Origin of the sequence: Bacteroides sp. AF20-13LB, assembly GCF_003603065.1 — a bacterium.
Classification (GTDB): Bacteria; Bacteroidota; Bacteroidia; order Bacteroidales; family Bacteroidaceae; genus Bacteroides; species Bacteroides uniformis.
This window is the reverse complement of record NZ_QTMH01000005.1, coordinates 40,747-56,300: the sequence shown is the minus strand read 5'-3', so window position 1 is coordinate 56,300 and position 15,554 is coordinate 40,747. Positions and strand designations below refer to the sequence as shown.

Annotated in this window: 14 protein-coding genes; 13 read left to right on the top strand and 1 reads right to left on the bottom strand. The window is 55.3% G+C overall.

Going from position 1 to position 15,554, the window contains the following annotated elements:
* The first annotated feature begins 36 nt into the window (after window positions 1-36).
* Window positions 37-531, top strand: a complete 495-nt coding sequence (locus DWX62_RS06715) for a hypothetical protein (protein ID WP_117677913.1) — start codon at window positions 37-39, stop codon at window positions 529-531.
* A 108-nt stretch (window positions 532-639) separates the two neighbouring features.
* Here the strand turns inward: DWX62_RS06715 and DWX62_RS21905 are convergent, their stop codons facing one another.
* Entirely contained in the window at window positions 640-798 is a 159-nt protein-coding gene (locus tag DWX62_RS21905) for a hypothetical protein (protein ID WP_004322843.1), read from the bottom strand.
* Between the two features lie 14 nt (window positions 799-812).
* On the opposite strand from DWX62_RS21905, the gene DWX62_RS06710 reads away from it, so the two are divergent.
* From DWX62_RS06710 to DWX62_RS06650, 12 genes are all read left to right on the top strand, one after another.
* Complete coding sequence (locus DWX62_RS06710) at window positions 813-2,072, top strand: hypothetical protein (RefSeq protein WP_117677912.1); 1,260 nt, start codon at window positions 813-815, stop codon at window positions 2,070-2,072.
* A gap of 74 nt (window positions 2,073-2,146) precedes the next feature.
* Window positions 2,147-3,214, top strand: coding sequence for a phosphoesterase (locus DWX62_RS06705; protein WP_117677911.1), 1,068 nt, complete (start codon window positions 2,147-2,149; stop codon window positions 3,212-3,214).
* Window positions 3,202-5,526: an AAA family ATPase gene (locus DWX62_RS06700; protein WP_117677910.1), complete on the top strand. Its 2,325-nt coding sequence runs from the start codon at window positions 3,202-3,204 to the stop codon at window positions 5,524-5,526. The genes DWX62_RS06705 and DWX62_RS06700 overlap by 13 nt, the downstream gene beginning before the upstream one ends.
* Window positions 5,501-5,986 carry a hypothetical protein gene (locus DWX62_RS06695; RefSeq protein WP_117677909.1) on the top strand — a complete coding sequence of 162 codons (486 nt, stop codon included), beginning with the start codon at window positions 5,501-5,503 and terminating at the stop codon, window positions 5,984-5,986. The genes DWX62_RS06700 and DWX62_RS06695 overlap by 26 nt, the downstream gene beginning before the upstream one ends.
* A 129-nt stretch (window positions 5,987-6,115) precedes the next feature.
* The gene (locus tag DWX62_RS06690; protein WP_008672743.1) at window positions 6,116-6,733 is read left to right on the top strand and encodes an RNA polymerase sigma factor; all 618 of its coding nucleotides are present in this window, start codon (window positions 6,116-6,118) and stop codon (window positions 6,731-6,733) included.
* Window positions 6,711-7,328, top strand: coding sequence for a hypothetical protein (locus DWX62_RS06685; RefSeq protein ID WP_117677908.1), 618 nt, complete (start codon window positions 6,711-6,713; stop codon window positions 7,326-7,328). Before DWX62_RS06690 ends, DWX62_RS06685 begins: the two co-directional genes overlap by 23 nt.
* Window positions 7,325-8,680 carry a DnaB-like helicase C-terminal domain-containing protein gene (locus tag DWX62_RS06680; RefSeq protein ID WP_117677907.1) on the top strand — a complete coding sequence of 452 codons (1,356 nt, stop codon included), beginning with the start codon at window positions 7,325-7,327 and terminating at the stop codon, window positions 8,678-8,680. The genes DWX62_RS06685 and DWX62_RS06680 overlap by 4 nt, the downstream gene beginning before the upstream one ends.
* 634 nt (window positions 8,681-9,314) lie before the next feature.
* Window positions 9,315-10,355 carry a toprim domain-containing protein gene (locus DWX62_RS06670; RefSeq protein WP_117677905.1) on the top strand — a complete coding sequence of 347 codons (1,041 nt, stop codon included), beginning with the start codon at window positions 9,315-9,317 and terminating at the stop codon, window positions 10,353-10,355.
* Window positions 10,352-12,109 carry a PHP domain-containing protein gene (locus tag DWX62_RS06665; RefSeq protein WP_117677904.1) on the top strand — a complete coding sequence of 586 codons (1,758 nt, stop codon included), beginning with the start codon at window positions 10,352-10,354 and terminating at the stop codon, window positions 12,107-12,109. The genes DWX62_RS06670 and DWX62_RS06665 overlap by 4 nt, the downstream gene beginning before the upstream one ends.
* Window positions 12,075-12,842, top strand: coding sequence for a site-specific DNA-methyltransferase (locus tag DWX62_RS06660; protein ID WP_009316563.1), 768 nt, complete (start codon window positions 12,075-12,077; stop codon window positions 12,840-12,842). The genes DWX62_RS06665 and DWX62_RS06660 overlap by 35 nt, the downstream gene beginning before the upstream one ends.
* Entirely contained in the window at window positions 12,835-13,377 is a 543-nt protein-coding gene (locus DWX62_RS06655) for an HNH endonuclease (RefSeq protein ID WP_004322855.1), read from the top strand. Before DWX62_RS06660 ends, DWX62_RS06655 begins: the two co-directional genes overlap by 8 nt.
* Entirely contained in the window at window positions 13,374-15,551 is a 2,178-nt protein-coding gene (locus DWX62_RS06650) for a DNA polymerase III subunit alpha (protein ID WP_009316564.1), read from the top strand. The genes DWX62_RS06655 and DWX62_RS06650 overlap by 4 nt, the downstream gene beginning before the upstream one ends.
* Window positions 15,552-15,554 lie beyond the last annotated feature (3 nt).

Genomic DNA, 15,554 nt, shown 5'->3' with positions numbered 1-15,554 from the left:
GTGAAACCGTACAGCAAACCATTCAACCGCAACATCATGAAACAGAAGAAAATCAGGCGGCAGCCGCAGAAGAAACCGTCTCCCCGGCAGCAGAAGCCCCGAAAGCGAGAAGACGGAAGACCGCAGGGGACGCTTAAGCGCTTTCCTTTCGACGAGACACGGATAGGCTTCATGCTCCGGTATGAGATGCCGGTAGTCTATCATCTGCTCCGCAGGTTATGCGCCACGCAGCAGCCCTTCGAGCCGGACTGGCAGGTCATACGGTCGGTGGCGGAGGCATCGAAAGACCCTTCCTGCGGCAAGGCGAAGTTCCGCCGCTACCTGGACGAGTACCGCCGGGACGGGGTCTATTGCCGACGCGGGAAACGGCTCACGCCGGGGCGCAAAGCCTACTATGAAGGCATATGCCGCCGCAAGAGAGAAGAGTATATCCGCCGGAACCGCAGAAGGTTGCTTGCCGAAGCGCGGAACGCGCCGGGCGGCGACAGACTGCTCGGGGAGATTAAAAGCATTCTTAAAATGAAACGGTAATGCGTTGAAGGACAATACCGGTGACAAACATTCATGTACATGTATGGCTGTTCCGGGTGATTTGCCTAATTTTGTATTCCACGGTCGCTGCAAGACCTTTCCATATTATCAAATGAGTATCCTCTTTCGGGATACGGTCAGCGAGACATCCTCTCCCAGTTTTATCAGTTGAACGCGGACGGTGCAACCGAACCCGTCCGTCCTGTTACCAGTTTCTTTGCGATGCGGGTATGCCGTGTCGCATTCTTCGGGCATTTTTAAATCCATAAAACAAAGCGTTTATGCAAGAAGAAGAAAAGAACAACGGCATGGAAGGCATGTCTGTCGAGGAAATGTTCCTCGGCGTTCAGGAATCTTATCAGGAGGCACAGTTGCGTGCCCAGGAGGAGAACAGGGCTTTCGCCCGTACGGAGTTCTTCCGCATGGACAAGTTCGGGACTTACCGTCTCCGTATCCTGCCCATCGCTCCCAATCCGGACGGCTCGCCGACACGTCCGGGCTATGAGTATCCCGTCCACCAGCTGCTTCTGGAGCTGGAGAAACCCGCTACGGGGAACAAGCCCCAGAAGATGTATGTCACTGTCACCCGCGCTACCGATGCCGGATATAGCGTTGATCCCATCGAGACCTACCGCCGCATGGCCGTCGAAGCCGCAAAAGAGGACGGGGACGACAAACTGGCGGAAAAGATTGCCGGGGGCTCGTTCGGAGGCGGTCTGAAATACAGTTATGGCCACTGTCTCTATGTATTCGACCTGGGTGAACGTGCCAAAGGCGTGCAGATGATGACCCTTTCCCATGCCCAGTTTAAGGACCTGGATGAGAGGAAGTTCAAGCTGTGGAGCAAGAAACTGGCCAAGAATCCGTCTTACCCGTGCCCGGTTTCCTCGGTGTATGACGCCTATCCGGTGGAGATTGAAAAGCGCAAGAACGGAGCCAAGACCGAGTATGTCATTTCCATTGACAACGAATCGGAACCGGTACCGTTGACCAAGGAGGAGCTGACCGCCCTGATGGGTGCGCCGCGTATCCCGGAAATCATCTACCGCTACACCCGTTATCATCTGGGAGCCACCGTCGAGTTCCTCAAACAGTGCGACGGCATCTACGGCATGTCGCTCATGGAGACGGATGAAATGAAGACGGTCATCGACACGCTGGACGGTGAACTGCCCAAGGAGGACACATCCGCGTTCTCGTTCGACCGCCGTACGAAAGATAACAGGGAAAACGGGCGTGAAGGCGGAGGCATCTCGCTGGACGACCTTTTCGAACGTTATGACGAGCTTCAGCGGCAGGAACTCGGTGACAAGACCGAGGAGGGCCAGGAGCTGCGTGCGATGATCCGCGGCTACATCGAGCAGGAAGGACTCTCCGTGCGTGTCACACGCTCCACGAGCAACCGTGAACTGCTCGACCTGATCGAAAGCGAGATGGAGGGTCCGAAGCCCGGTGACGAACCGGAGGATGCCCCCGGGGAGGAAGAAGAGCAGCCGGAGGAAACGGAAGAGCGTGCCGGGCGTCCCCGCCGCCGCAGATAAGCCTTTCACAAGTTCTTGAATTCTAATCCGACGGGAGGCATCAGGGCCTCCCGTCCTAATCACAATCGCTTAGTATGAAAGAGAACAAACCCTGCCTTTTGTTATTGAATGACATCCACATCTCGAAAGACAACATCCCTGCATTCCAGGCCAACTGGCAGGAGGCCATGGGGATTTGCAGGGAACGGGATATCCGGGAAGTGGTTGTCGGAGGAGACCTGTTCTTTTCCCGTGCCGCCCAGACACTCGATGTCCTGCTGGCCGTCAGGGATATGCTTGTATCCGCCGCGGACCATGGCATCCATGTCACGCTGGCGGAAGGGAACCACGACAAGGTGAACCAGGAATCCCTGCGCGGATATTGTCATGTCTTCGACCGGCATCCGAATGTGACTGTCGTGGATGAGTACCTGACCCTGTGCCGCCCGGAATGGAAGTTCACGCTCCATGTAATGAGCTATTTTCCGGAAGACGGCTCTTTTGCCGAAAGGCTCGGACGATTGGCTGCGGAAGCGCTTTCCGGAAAACCGGAGCACTTCCTCTACATCCATGAGGGTATCAACGGGGCATTGGCACAGCCTTCGGAGAAGGAGCTGCCTGCCAGGATATTCTCTCCTTTCGACAAGGTCTTTGTCGGCCATTACCACAACCGTACCGTCATTCCGGGGACGGGAATCGAATATATCGGTTCCTCGCGCCAGCACAACTTCGGGGAGGACGAGGAGAAAGGATACACGGTGCTGTACACGGACGGCACGCACGAGTTTGTCAAGAACCGCGTGAACATGCGGTACCGTGTCATGGATGTGCCGGCGGAACGTGCCGGGCTGCACCTGATGGACGAGCTGCGTGAAATGGAGGCCGACGGCCGCTACAAGGTCAAGGTGCGTATCCATGCACCTGCCGCCGCGATGAAATCGGTGGACAAGGCCGTCTTGCTGGAAGCCGGAGCGGCGAAGGTGGAACTGGTTGCCGATGACGAGCAGCCGCCGGAAGCGGTATCCTCTTCGCTCTTCGAGAAATTCGACAGCCGCCGCATCCGGGAAACCTACGAGGACTTCTGCCGGGAGAAACAGATCGAGGATGTGTCGATGGGATTGGAGTATTTATCTAAAATAGAAAACAGATCATGTGGAAATTAAAGACGATAGAAGCCGAAAATCTCTGCGCCTTCCGTTCGCTGTCCTACACGCTGCGGCAAGGCGTGACGACATTGATTTTCGGCGATAACCGGGACAATGACTCCCAGCAGTCGAACGGGGCCGGCAAGTCTGCCCTGTTGGAATGCATCGCCGTGGGTATCACGGGCAGCCCGCTTAGAAAGATACGCTCAGAGGAGATTATCAACGATGCGGCGGAAGAATGCCGCGTCGCCTTACATTTCATCAACGATTCCGCCGCCGAGGAACTGCTCGTCAACCGCCGTATCCCGCGCAAGGGGGCCTCCTCTGTCAGCTGCACGCTTTACCGTGGGGGCAGGCAGGTGATGACCGACGAGGCGGTACAACCTTCGGTTGACGCCTATAATCGGTATATTCTTGACAAACTGGGTGTCACACGCGACGAGCTGCTCAACAATTTCATCCTTTCCAAATACCGGTATGAGGATTTCCTCTCGTCATCGGACAAGGAGAAGAAAGAGGTCATCAACCGCTTTTCCAACGGTATCCTGGTGGATGAAGCCATAGCCCAAGTGGAGGAAGACATCGTGCCGCTCTCTGAAAAGAAACGGCAGGTGGAACTGGAACTGGCCGGGTTGGACGGGCGTATCGGGATGTTACAGGAGCAGATACGCAAGGAGGAGGAAGCCGGAGCCGAGCGGGGGCGTACCCGTGTGGAACGTATCATGGGACTGGAAACGGCCATAGCGGCCAAGAGGGAGCAGATCCGTACCGGGCACGAGAACGTGGACAGGCTTGAGGAACAGCTTGCCGGAGTGCAGCGGGCGGACGAGGCTTTGCAGGAACTGGAAGCCGGAGATACCGCATTGGAAGCATGTCTGGAAAAGATAGCGGAAATGATGTCCCTCTTTCCCGATGCCCGGCAGACGGACTGGGACAAGGTCATTGCCGAAAAGAAAGGACGGTTACAGACCGCCACAGAGCGGTTGAAGGATTGCGATGCCGTCTTGAAACAGGCGGAACAGGAACTGAAAAACAGGACTGACGGCTGGGAACAGTTCAAGAAGGAGTATGCCGCATTCTGTGAGGCATACAGGGATCAGTCCGATACGACTGCGGAGAGACTGCGGGAAATCGACATCCGTCTGCGCGACCTGTCCGGCAGCATCGAGGAACTGCGCCATAAACGGCGTATCGTTTCTGCCGGTATTGACGGCCTCTCGAACAAACTGGCCGGCTCCATCACCTGTCCTTTCTGCGGGTATGAGTTTCTGGTGGCAGAACCACAGTTCGACATCAAGGCCGGCATGAAGGAACTGAAGCTCCGTCAACGGCAGCTCACGGAAATCAACGGCCGTATCGATGAGAAGCAGGAGGAGACGGATGCCGTGGAGTTGCAGCAGAACCGGCTGAACCATGAGCGCCGGATATTGGAAGGCAGACGCACCGGATGGGAGGAGCAGCTGGCCGGGCACGAACGGGCCGTCAGGAATGCCACCCGCCACGTGGAAGAGGTGGAAAGCGGGCATAAACGCATCGCTTCCGAAATTACCGCCCTGCAAAGTGAAATCGAAGGTGTCCGCCGCAAGGTATTCGACGAGGTGTTCGGATTCATAGACGAGCGCAATGCCGCACTGAACCGCGGCATACGGGTAGGCAAGGAAGATATACAGGCCGCGGCCTGCGCCATCGACACTTTGCAGGCCACGATCCGGGAGCTGGATGAGGCGGCTTCACCCGACCTCATACAATCGCTCAAGGACACTCTCCGTGAAACGCGCGGAAAGTCTAACGAGGCGGCAGGGCGCAAGACGGCCGTCGATACCCGGGTCCGTGCACTGGAGATACAGCGGGAACGGTTCGTGCAGTTCAAGACCTATCTGGCCAACACGAAAATCGAGGCGCTCAGCCGTATTACCAACGAGTTCCTGCAAAACATCGGCAGCGACATCCGTATCCGCTTCGACGGGTATACCATTCTCAAGAGCGGTAAGGTAAGGGAGAAAATCTCCATCTCGCTGTTGCGCGACGGCATGGACTGCGGCTCGTTCGGCAAGTTCTCGGCAGGCGAAGCCGCCCGTGTGAATTTGGCGACCATCCTTGCCATGCAGAAACTCGTGAACAGCAACTGCGACGGGGACAAAGGACTGGACCTGCTCGTGCTGGACGAGATACTTGAGGCGGTCGATGAAGCGGGGCTGGCCTCCATGTTCGAGGCGCTGAACTCGCTCGGCGGTACCGTGCTGGTCGTCTCGCACGGGAATGTGGCGGAGGGGTATCCGCATAAACTGGTAATCGTGAAAGAGAATGGCGAATCAAGACTCGGAGAATAGCGTACTGACCCGGGAGCAGGTACTGGCGCTGGACATTGCCACGCATACCGGATACTTCTCCCTGCATGAGGCCGGGACATGGAACTTCACCGAAAGCAAACGGCGCAACGGCAACAAGATGCACGGCGCTTTCAGGACTACGCTGCTCTCGCTACTCCGTCGTTACGGCATCCGCCGCGTCGTGGCCGAGGATGTGAGCGTGAACCGCCATTTCTACGACATGCGGCGGCTCTCGGAACTCAGGGGCGTCCTGCTCGAAGTGTGCGATGAACTGGATATCCCGGAACCGGAGTTCGTCAACCCGGCTGTCCTCAAGAAATGGGCGACGGGAGACGGACACGCCACCAAGACGCAGATGGTCGCGGCCTGCAAGGACAGGTACGGTATTGTCCCGGTGGATGACAACGCGGCGGATGCCTGCCACCTCTTCTACTATTACATCCGCAGGCACAGGCTGTGACAAGCCGACAACGGTTTGGATTTTTTTCGGGCGGCGGTAATGCTGCCGCCCGTTTTTTCAATTGACGCTCACGGTAGCTGACAGATTAGGACATGAGATTCATTATCAACCTTTTCAGTCAGTGGAAACGTGGAAAAGAAAGATGTGTTTATTGCGGTTCTCCAGCCTGAAGACGAATCCGCGAGACAGAGGGCGGAACTTCTCAGAAAATATGTGATGCCGCACAAGAATCTGATATACAGCATTTGTATCAAATATACCTATAACCAGGAGGACATCGAGGACAACTACCTCGAGGCGTTGGCCAACTTCTTCAAGTATATGGACAGTTATGACCCGGCCCGTCCGGTAAAGACCTGGATCTATGCCGTGACCAAACGGCTTGTGGCGGACCTGAACAACCGCAACAGGAACCGCATGCCCCCGGACGACAATATCGACATTTCGGAAATATCCTCTTCGCTGTCGGATGAGGACGAACCGTCGGGAAACAGCATGGGGATGGACAACTACCGCGAGTTCTATAACGATGACATCCTCTGGGCACTGGACCGGCTCAAACCGATTTACCGGGAAGCCCTGCTCTTGCAGCAGGCTGGTTACAAACTCGGGGAAATCATGGAAATCACCTATAACAACGGTACTTTGCAGACCAGGAACGTAGAAACGGTAAAAAGCCGCATCTTCCTAGCCAAGACGCAGCTGCGCAAACTATTGACACGCGATGGAGAGAAAAGAATGGATTGACGGATGCCGGAGGCTCTTTACACGGCTGGTCCGCACCACGGTGTGGGCGGATTTTGTGTTCCCTACCGGCGGCAAGTCGGACAGGCAGCTCGGGATGTGTTTCGACGGCTTGTGCCGGGAGGTCGTCTCCGTCAGTGCGGAACGCCTGTCCGACTTCTGTATCTGCCAGACATATGCCATTTCCGGATATGATACCGCGTATCGCAGGAAATGGAACGTCTCGCATTCATTCGGAAAGAAAGCCATCGACCGCTATCTCCGCTCGGGAAAGGAACGCCGCTACCGGGAGGACCGGTGGCTGAAGAGTTTCGGGCTGTCACGGCATGATTTGGCGCGGGCAGTGGAAGACCGCCGCAGCCATCCGTTCGGGCGTTTTATTTATCCGGAATACGAGGAGACGACCAAGCGGCGACTGCTCTCCACCGAAGCGGGATATCTCATCTGTGCGCTCTCCACGCTGATGTGGACGCCTTTCTCCCCGTCATGCTCAAAATGTGCGAAAGCGGAGCCGTGCCGCAGAAGGACACAGGCGCGCTATCCGGAACTGTACCGTATCCGCTGTGAGGCGTGGCGGAAAAAGGAGGCGAAGCCATGAGTGCCGTCAATCCGCTCAGTGCCGAGTTCCTGTATGAACTCTATGCCACGGCGCTCAGACAGGAACCGTTGTGTGCCGTCCTAGCCCGGCATATGCGCAAGGAATACCTGCCGGACCGTTCGTTCCAGCAGGTACAGGAGGCGATAGCCGTACACTTCAAGACATACAAGACACCGCCGTCGTATGCCGTGCTGGCACAGACCTTCCATGAGGATTACGACGCCATCGAGCTGATAGACACTTTCCGGGAGTATGACGAGGGACAGAGTGCCGAGGTGATGACCGACATGCTGGAGTCCTACATCAAGGGGGTCCGGTTGCAGTCGGTCTATGCGGAGGTCGGGAAACTGTATAACGAGAACAAACAGGACAAGGCGGAGAAGACTCTTCGGGAATATGCCGAGTGGCTGGCAGGGTTCACGCTGAAGAGCACCTCGTTCGTCGATGTGGCCGCGACTTTCAAGGAGCGTTTCGAGAGGAACCGCCGGCGCGAGGAGGAAGAGGAACGCTCGGCCGCCCCTCGTGTGTCCCGCTTCTATATCCCGTATCTGGATGCGCTCAATGCCGGACGTAACCTGCGAGGTCAGCTGACCTGTTTCCTGGCCAGCACAGGCGTGGGAAAGTCACACATCGCCAAATGGATCGGTGTCAGGGCGGATATCGATGACGGGCTGCATGTGCTGCATTTCCAGCTGGAAGGTTCGGAAGAAGAGGCGTTGAACGCCTATTCCGGCGGACTGATTTCCAGGAACGCCTACTATTACGAGCGGGGAAAGATTTCGGATACGGAGATGAGACATCTGGAAAAACTGGTCGCCTCGTATGCCGGAAGCATCACGGTGCGCAGTTACCCGCGTTTCAATGCCCAGGTCTCGACACTCGACATCAAGAACGGCATTTCGGAATACAGGAAGCTCAAAGGATATAATCCGGACATCGTGATTGTGGATTCGATGGACTTGCTGACGGATGCCAACCGCCGTTCATGGGGAGCCGACCATGAACGGGCGAAGCGTATCGCGGTGGCTAATGACCTGAAGGACCTGGCGGCGGACGAAAAGGTATGGATGGTGGTGACTTACCAGTCTACCATCGAAGACCGGGAGTGGCTGAATGACGAGCGGAACGTGCTGACCGAGTACAACTGTTCGGAGGCCAAAGGTCTGGCCCGCCCGTGCACGCACCTTGTTTCGCTCAACCAGTCATCGGCTGAAAGAAAGGAGAACGTTATGCGCCTGCACGTGGCCAAAAGCCGGTTCTTCAAGAAAGGAGACACTATCAGGATTGCCACCGACTACGACAATGAGGTGTTCTATGACGGGCAGAGGACACTGAATCTGAACAGGGAATAAAAAGCCATCGATCCGGATGCGGTGTGTCGGTGGCTTTTTGACTTGTAACGACTGGAATGTTGAGAATATATGGCAGCTTACATGCGTAAAACCAATTCCGGACAGATACGATTTTTATTGTATGCCCTTTGTATTCCGCCATATCGTCCGTTCCCCATGTTATCAACAGCAGGTTTTCACATTTCAATTCCTCTGCCGCCTCCAAGGCTTTCAGTTTCCGCTCACGGGTCTTGGCGTTCGAGATATCATACGACCTTTGTTCGAGGAAAGTTCGAATGACCTCGCAAATACAAATCCATTATCTGTAGTAATTGGAAAACGATACTTTTCATTCAGTATATTTATTGTACTGCACAAAAAATACGCTTTTTTTATGTAGAGAGTGATCATTTTAGAAAAGTACATCTCTACACCTGAAAATCAGCCAATGCTGATTTTCAATCTCCTTATTTATATATTGTTTTATCGATTGGACAAAAGCAGTCTTTTTTGTCCAGCCGGGAAGACAATTTCTCTTTTCCTTTGGGTGGAACAGACCTTCCATGATTCTGCCGGTCTATTTTTATTGGGCTAATCCGGATTCTTTTTCCAAACATTTCAAACCAACCTGTAGCGGTCACGACTATACCTTAATATGGAACTGTCGGTACAGGAATATCAATATCTGGTTTCGGAGATAACCCGCGAGACGGGTGCCAAACGGGACGGGAGCGGTAAGAACCTTATCGTTCCGCGCTGCCCGTTCTGCGGAAAGTCGGGCGGTAAGTTCGGTATCTACATCGGCAAGGCGACTGCCCACCGCTGGCCTTTCATGGCCCACTGCTTCTCCTGCGGGGCATCCACCCGTACATTGGAGCAACTTCTGGCGGCTATCGGTCGCATGGACCTGATGGTTTTGCAGACAGCCGACATTGCCGCACCGTTGAACCTGCACCTGCTGGAGAAGGACGAGGCGGAAGAAATAGACGACGAACTGGTGCCGGTCGAATTGCCGGACTTTTACAAGCGCACTTTCCGGCATCCGTATTTGCAGCGGCGCGGCTTCTGTTTCGACGATTACGAGTATTTCCCGGTCGGGATAACCGGCAGGCTCAATCCGCGCTACGCTGACTATGTCGTTTTTCCGGTCATCGATGACTGTACGGTTGTCGGCTATGTCTCCCGCCATACCTGGCCGAAAGAGGATATAGACGCCCACAACCGCAAGACCAGACATAGCGGCGGGTACAGGATCCTGCGTTACCGGAACTCCACGGAAAACGACTTTTCCAAACTCCTTTATAACTACGATGCCGTCCGTATGGATGAAACCGATACGGTCATCCTCGCGGAAGGTATTTTCGATGTCATCGCCCTGACCCGCAGACTCGAACTCTATGACAATTCCCATGTCGCAGCCGTGGCCACTTTCGGAAAGAAAATATCCGATGTACAGATCTACAAGCTGCAATCGAAAGGCGTCAGAACTGTAGTCATCGGTTACGATGGTGATGCCGTCGAGTCGGTAAAGCGGACGGCGGAACGGCTGAAACCCTATTTCGAGGTTTTCATCGCGGACATTGCCGATGCCGCCAAAGACTGGGACGAACTCACGGAAGCGGAAATCTACGGGATTTTCGCCTGCCGCCTGCTGTCCGTCCTTGAATACAAACTCAAAAAAGTACAGGAAAGATGATACAAGAACTTTTCTCATGGCTCGATGCACAACGGATAACCTATATCCCGGTCGATACGGAAGTGGTGGATATTCCCGGCTTCGGGCGGCTTTTCACGGCCGACCTGTCGGGAGTGGAATCCATTTTCCGCAGCGACGGGGACAAGCTCGTGTTCAACCTGATGGAAAGTCCGGATGTGCTGATGGAAGAAGGAATCTTCCATGTGGCCTTCCCGTTCGGCAGGAACTGGTACTATTATGACTTGCGGGAAGAATTCCGTTTCAACCTGCTGAGATATATCGGCCGACCCAAGCCTCCAGTACACGATGTACCTTTCGTGAACCTCGGCATCCATACCTCCTACGAACTGCTGAACGCCTGCGGCTCGCCGGAAGATTTGTGCCGCAAGGCGAAATGGCTCGGGCATACGGCTGTCGGCATCTGCGACCGTAATACAATGGCCGCCACGCTGAACCTTCAGAAGGAGTGCGCCAATACCGGGCTGAAACATATATTCGGCTACTCGCTGACAATGACGCACGAAGAAGAACGTGTCGGGCTGAAGATTTATGCCTTGGATAACGAGGGACTGCATAATCTGCTGCGCATCCAACGGGCCGTCATGGTCGATTCGGAAGACAACACCCTCCGCTATGAACAGCTGCTGATGTATGCCGCAGGTTGTGTGCCGGTCTTTGCCACCCGTTCAGTCTACTGGATGACCGGACATCCCAAACAGGTGGAGCGTATCCGAAAAGGTGCCGAAGCGGTCTATTACCAGATTGATGCCAACGAATACAAGGCGGACCGCATTGACAGGGAGCAACTGGAAGCCCTGAAATATTATTTCGGCAACTGTTATGATGCCGACACGGATTCATTTACAGTAGAACCAGTCCTGATTCCGGACTGCTACTACATGGACAAGGACGATGCAGGGTACAGAATCGTGGTGAACAAGATTGCCACGGGAACCGCCCATGAACAGAGCGATGACCAGTATTTCAAGACAGCGGATGAATTGTATGACACGCTCCGTCCTCTGTTCTCCGGGCAATGGGACTTCGATTCCCTGTTTAGGCGCATGTGCCGTCCCACGGTGGAGATTGCCGGACGTGCGGACGCCTCATTCGAGACCGGGCGAATGTTCATGCCGGAATACCGTATGCGACCGGAAGAGCGGGAACGGTATGGTGACCGCCGTACGATGTTCCTCCGACTGCTTGACGACGGGCTGGACCGGAAAGTGCCGGAACCGGAGCGGGAACGCTATCGGGAACGGCTGGACGAGGAAGTCTATATCATTGAATCGACCGACAATGTGGACTATTTCCTGGTGCAGTGGGATATGGTGCGGGAGGCGCACCGGAGAGGCATCGCAACTGGTATAGGTCGCGGTTCCGCCGGGGGCTCGCTGGTTTCCTACTTGCTTGGCATAACCTCCATCGACCCGCTGAAATACGACCTTATCTTCTCGCGCTTCCTCGTGCCGGAACGCTGCGGGCTCAGCTGGAAAGACGAACTGACGGTGCTTGCCCCGGACATCACACTCGGCAAGGGCGAACGCTATGTGGAGATGGAATCTGAAGGCAAGACTTACCGTCTGTGCACGGATGCCCGGATGCGGGTAATCCGTAACGGAGAAGAGCGGACGATATACGCAGATGAATTGATGTGTGGCGACGAAATCCTTTTTGACCGCCGAGATTGCTTGTGGAACCTAAAGGAACTCGAAACCCATGAATCCGACCTACGAACACCACCGTCCCTATGACGGTTGCGACCTTTACCGGGGCGATGCACTCGATGTGCTGCCCCTGCTGGCTGAAGAAGGCATCACTGCCGACATGGTATTGTCAGACCCTCCATACGGTACGACACATTGTCGATGGGACGCCGTGATAGACATCCCCGGGATGTGGAATGCTGTACAGGGCATATCCAGACCTGACACTCCCGTACTGCTGTTCTGCCAGCATCCTTTTACGAGCCTGCTGGGCAGCTCCAATCTCCGCAGGCTGCGGTATGCCTGGGTATGGGAGAAGACGCAGGCGACAGGCTTCCTAAACGCCAGGCGTATGCCGATGAAGGCGCACGAGGACATTCTGGTCTTTTACGACAGGTTGCCGAAGTATCATCCGATCAAGACGGACGGGCACAAGCGCAAGGTCGTGATGGCCGAACACCAGCGGAAATGCGATGCCGGCGAGATATACCGGAAGCACGATAATTTCCGGGATTACATATCCACGGAACGCTATCCGCGCAGTGTGCTGAAATTCAAGACGGACAAGCAGCTCTCCTGCCTGCACGCGACACAGAAACCTGTCGCCCTGCTGGAATACCTGATACGCACCTACACCGACGAAGGAGACATCGTCCTCGACTTTGCGATGGGCAGCGGCAGTACAGCCGTGGCCTGCCGGAATACGGGACGCCGGTTCATCGGCGTGGAGATAGACCTGGGAATTTTTCAGACAGCACTAAACCGTATAACCCATGGCTGACACCCGGGAAATCTGGGTGGATATCAAGAACTATGAAGGAAAGTACAAGATCAGCAACCTCGGGCGTGTCAAGAGTCTGGAACGGCAAGTTTCGCATGACGGTATCACCTGGACACAACCCGAACGTATCATGTGTCATTGGTGTGGGACGACTTCGCTCTATGACTGTGTCCGACTCTACAAGGGCGGTGTCGGAAAGAAGTTCTCCGTGCACCGTCTGGTGGCACAGCACTTCCTGCCCGACTGGAATCCGGGACTGGAGGTGAACCATATCGACGGGAACCGCGACAACAACCGTGCGGATAACCTGGAAATGTGTACGCACCAGCGGAATATGGAACATGCCATAGCGGGTGGCCTCAAACGGGATTACGGCGAGAAAAGCGTGAACGCCAAACTGACCAACGGGCAGGCGGAAGAGATACGGGTGAGGTATTCCTCCGGCCAGGCTTCCCAGAACAGCCTGGCAAAACAGTACGGTGTCAGCCGCCAGACGGTAAGCGCGATAATACGATACAAGAAATATATCAGATGAAAGTAACACATATAAGAATCAGGAAAGCAGACGGACCGCTGACGGTCATGGATGCCTTTGTGGACAAAGGACTGACAGAAGGCGGCCACGCTTCGCTGCCGGACATAGATGTCGACTATGCCTCCGACCGGCGGCAGGAGATCAAGGATTACCTGGAAGAACGGTACAACGCGGACGGCCGCCAGCGTGTCTTTTCCGCCGGCACCTTTACCACGATGAAACTGAAAGCCGCCTTGAAGGACGTGGCACGCGTACACCGCGTGCCTCACTCCATCGTGAACTATATTACCGCCATGATAGATGACGGCACGGACTGGACAGGACTGTTCAGACAGGCTGCCTTCAACAGAAAACTTCGGGACTTTATCCAGACCTATCCGCTGGTCATCGAGGACGTGCAAGGATTGCTCGGACAGCCCAAAGCGGCCTCCATACACGCCTCGGCCATCGTTGTCACACCGGACACGCGGGACGGCAGGCCCGCCGAATGCTTCGATTTCCTGCCGGTCCGTAAGATGGACGGGGCACTGGTATCGGAGTTCGACGGCTATTCGGTCGATGAGATCGGATTGTTGAAGGAGGATGTGCTGGCGACAAAGGAACTTGCCAAACTGAGTGCCGTCATCGCGTTGGTCAACCGGAATTTCGGGCAGGAACTTACTATCGGGCGTATTACGCAGGATATGCTGGAAGACGGGAAGACCTACCGACTGCTCTCGGACGGCAACACGCAGAATGTGTTCCAGTTCTCTTCGCCGGGCATTACCCGGTTTATCCAGGATGTACAGCCGGAGTGTATCGAGGACCTGATCGCCATCAATGCCCTGTACCGTCCCGCCACACTCGACATCGGTGCCACCGATGATTATGTCCGTTTCAGGCGTGGCGAAGTGGCCCCGGTCTATAACTACGGCTGTTATGAAGCAACGAAGAACACTTTCGGAATCATGGTCTACCAGGAGCAGTTCATGTCCGTTGCTCATACGCTCGGGGGATTCGACCTCGGGAAGACCGACTATCTGCGCAAGGCCATAGGAAAGAAGAAAGCCGACCTGATGGCCACGCTGAAGGCGGATTTCATTGCCGGAGCCGTCGGGAACGGATGCCCGGACTATGAGGCGGAGGAAATCTGGCACAAGATAGAGGTAGCCGGGAAATATTCGTTCAACCGTTCCCATGCCGCGGCATACGCCCTTACAGCCTATTGCGGGGCATGGCTCAAGGCCAATTACCCCTCGGCATTCTACACGGTGGCATTGCAATGGGCGGACGACAAGGAGATTCCTTCGTTGATGGCGGAGATGGAACGCTGCTCGTCGGCCAAGATCGTGCCGCCGGACATCAACCGCTCCGGGACGGAGTTCTTCACCGACTATGCCACCGATGAAATCTTCTGGTCGCTTACCCGTATCAAACAGGTCGGTGTCAAGACAGTGGAATACATCGTCACGGAACGCGACCGGGGCGGGGCATATACCGGTATCGAGAACTTCATCCACCGCATATTCCGTTACAAACTCAAGAAATACAGTTACTGGGACGACCCCGACAACGCGGAAGAGGCCGTGAAAGTCCCCGTGAACGCCCGGCATGTCAAGCACATGATCCTTGCCGGATGCTTCGACCGTATCGAAAAAGTCGGGGCGGTTACCGAACGCTGCGCGCTGCTCGAACGCGCAGCACGGGAACTGGGATTCTCCCTTTCTGAAAAAGACTTCCCGCAGGACATGCGCGGGCGGCATTTCTTCTGGTCGCAGCAGCAGATTGCCGTGTCGGGCATAGGCAGCATCGATTATCGCCGCATCTTCAACAATTCGGAAGCCCGCAGGCAGGTCAAGGGAAAAGCCTCTTACCTGACCCTGGACGAGGTGGCACGGGACGAGAACGACGGCAGGCGTGCGACTGTCTGCGCCACGGTGGTGGATGTAACCGAACATACCTACAAGGACAGGGAGACGGGAAGCCGGAAGCGTTTCGCCAAGCTGACACTCTCCCAGAACAACCGTCTGGCGGAATGTGTATGCTGGAACGACTATTACATGGAACACCACACCGTGATCCAGTCGCTCAAAGACCGGGTGGTCATCCTCACTGCCGTCATCCGTTACAGCGACTACAACGGATGCAATACATTACAGACCTATAGGAACTCATTGTTATTCATTCAATCCTGAAAA

Bases quoted from the DNA above. Each gene is read 5' to 3' on its own strand.
- DWX62_RS06715 (WP_117677913.1), top strand. From the start codon at position 37: ATGAAACAGAAGAAAATCAGGCGGCAGCCGCAGAAGAAACCGTCTCCC.
- DWX62_RS21905 (WP_004322843.1), bottom strand. From the start codon at position 798: ATGGATTTAAAAATGCCCGAAGAATGCGACACGGCATACCCGCATCGC.
- DWX62_RS06710 (WP_117677912.1), top strand. From the start codon at position 813: ATGCAAGAAGAAGAAAAGAACAACGGCATGGAAGGCATGTCTGTCGAG.
- DWX62_RS06705 (WP_117677911.1), top strand. From the start codon at position 2,147: ATGAAAGAGAACAAACCCTGCCTTTTGTTATTGAATGACATCCACATC.
- DWX62_RS06700 (WP_117677910.1), top strand. From the start codon at position 3,202: ATGTGGAAATTAAAGACGATAGAAGCCGAAAATCTCTGCGCCTTCCGT.
- DWX62_RS06695 (WP_117677909.1), top strand. From the start codon at position 5,501: ATGGCGAATCAAGACTCGGAGAATAGCGTACTGACCCGGGAGCAGGTA.
- DWX62_RS06685 (WP_117677908.1), top strand. From the start codon at position 6,711: ATGGAGAGAAAAGAATGGATTGACGGATGCCGGAGGCTCTTTACACGG.
- DWX62_RS06680 (WP_117677907.1), top strand. From the start codon at position 7,325: ATGAGTGCCGTCAATCCGCTCAGTGCCGAGTTCCTGTATGAACTCTAT.
- DWX62_RS06670 (WP_117677905.1), top strand. From the start codon at position 9,315: ATGGAACTGTCGGTACAGGAATATCAATATCTGGTTTCGGAGATAACC.
- DWX62_RS06665 (WP_117677904.1), top strand. From the start codon at position 10,352: ATGATACAAGAACTTTTCTCATGGCTCGATGCACAACGGATAACCTAT.
- DWX62_RS06660 (WP_009316563.1), top strand. From the start codon at position 12,075: ATGAATCCGACCTACGAACACCACCGTCCCTATGACGGTTGCGACCTT.
- DWX62_RS06655 (WP_004322855.1), top strand. From the start codon at position 12,835: ATGGCTGACACCCGGGAAATCTGGGTGGATATCAAGAACTATGAAGGA.
- DWX62_RS06650 (WP_009316564.1), top strand. From the start codon at position 13,374: ATGAAAGTAACACATATAAGAATCAGGAAAGCAGACGGACCGCTGACG.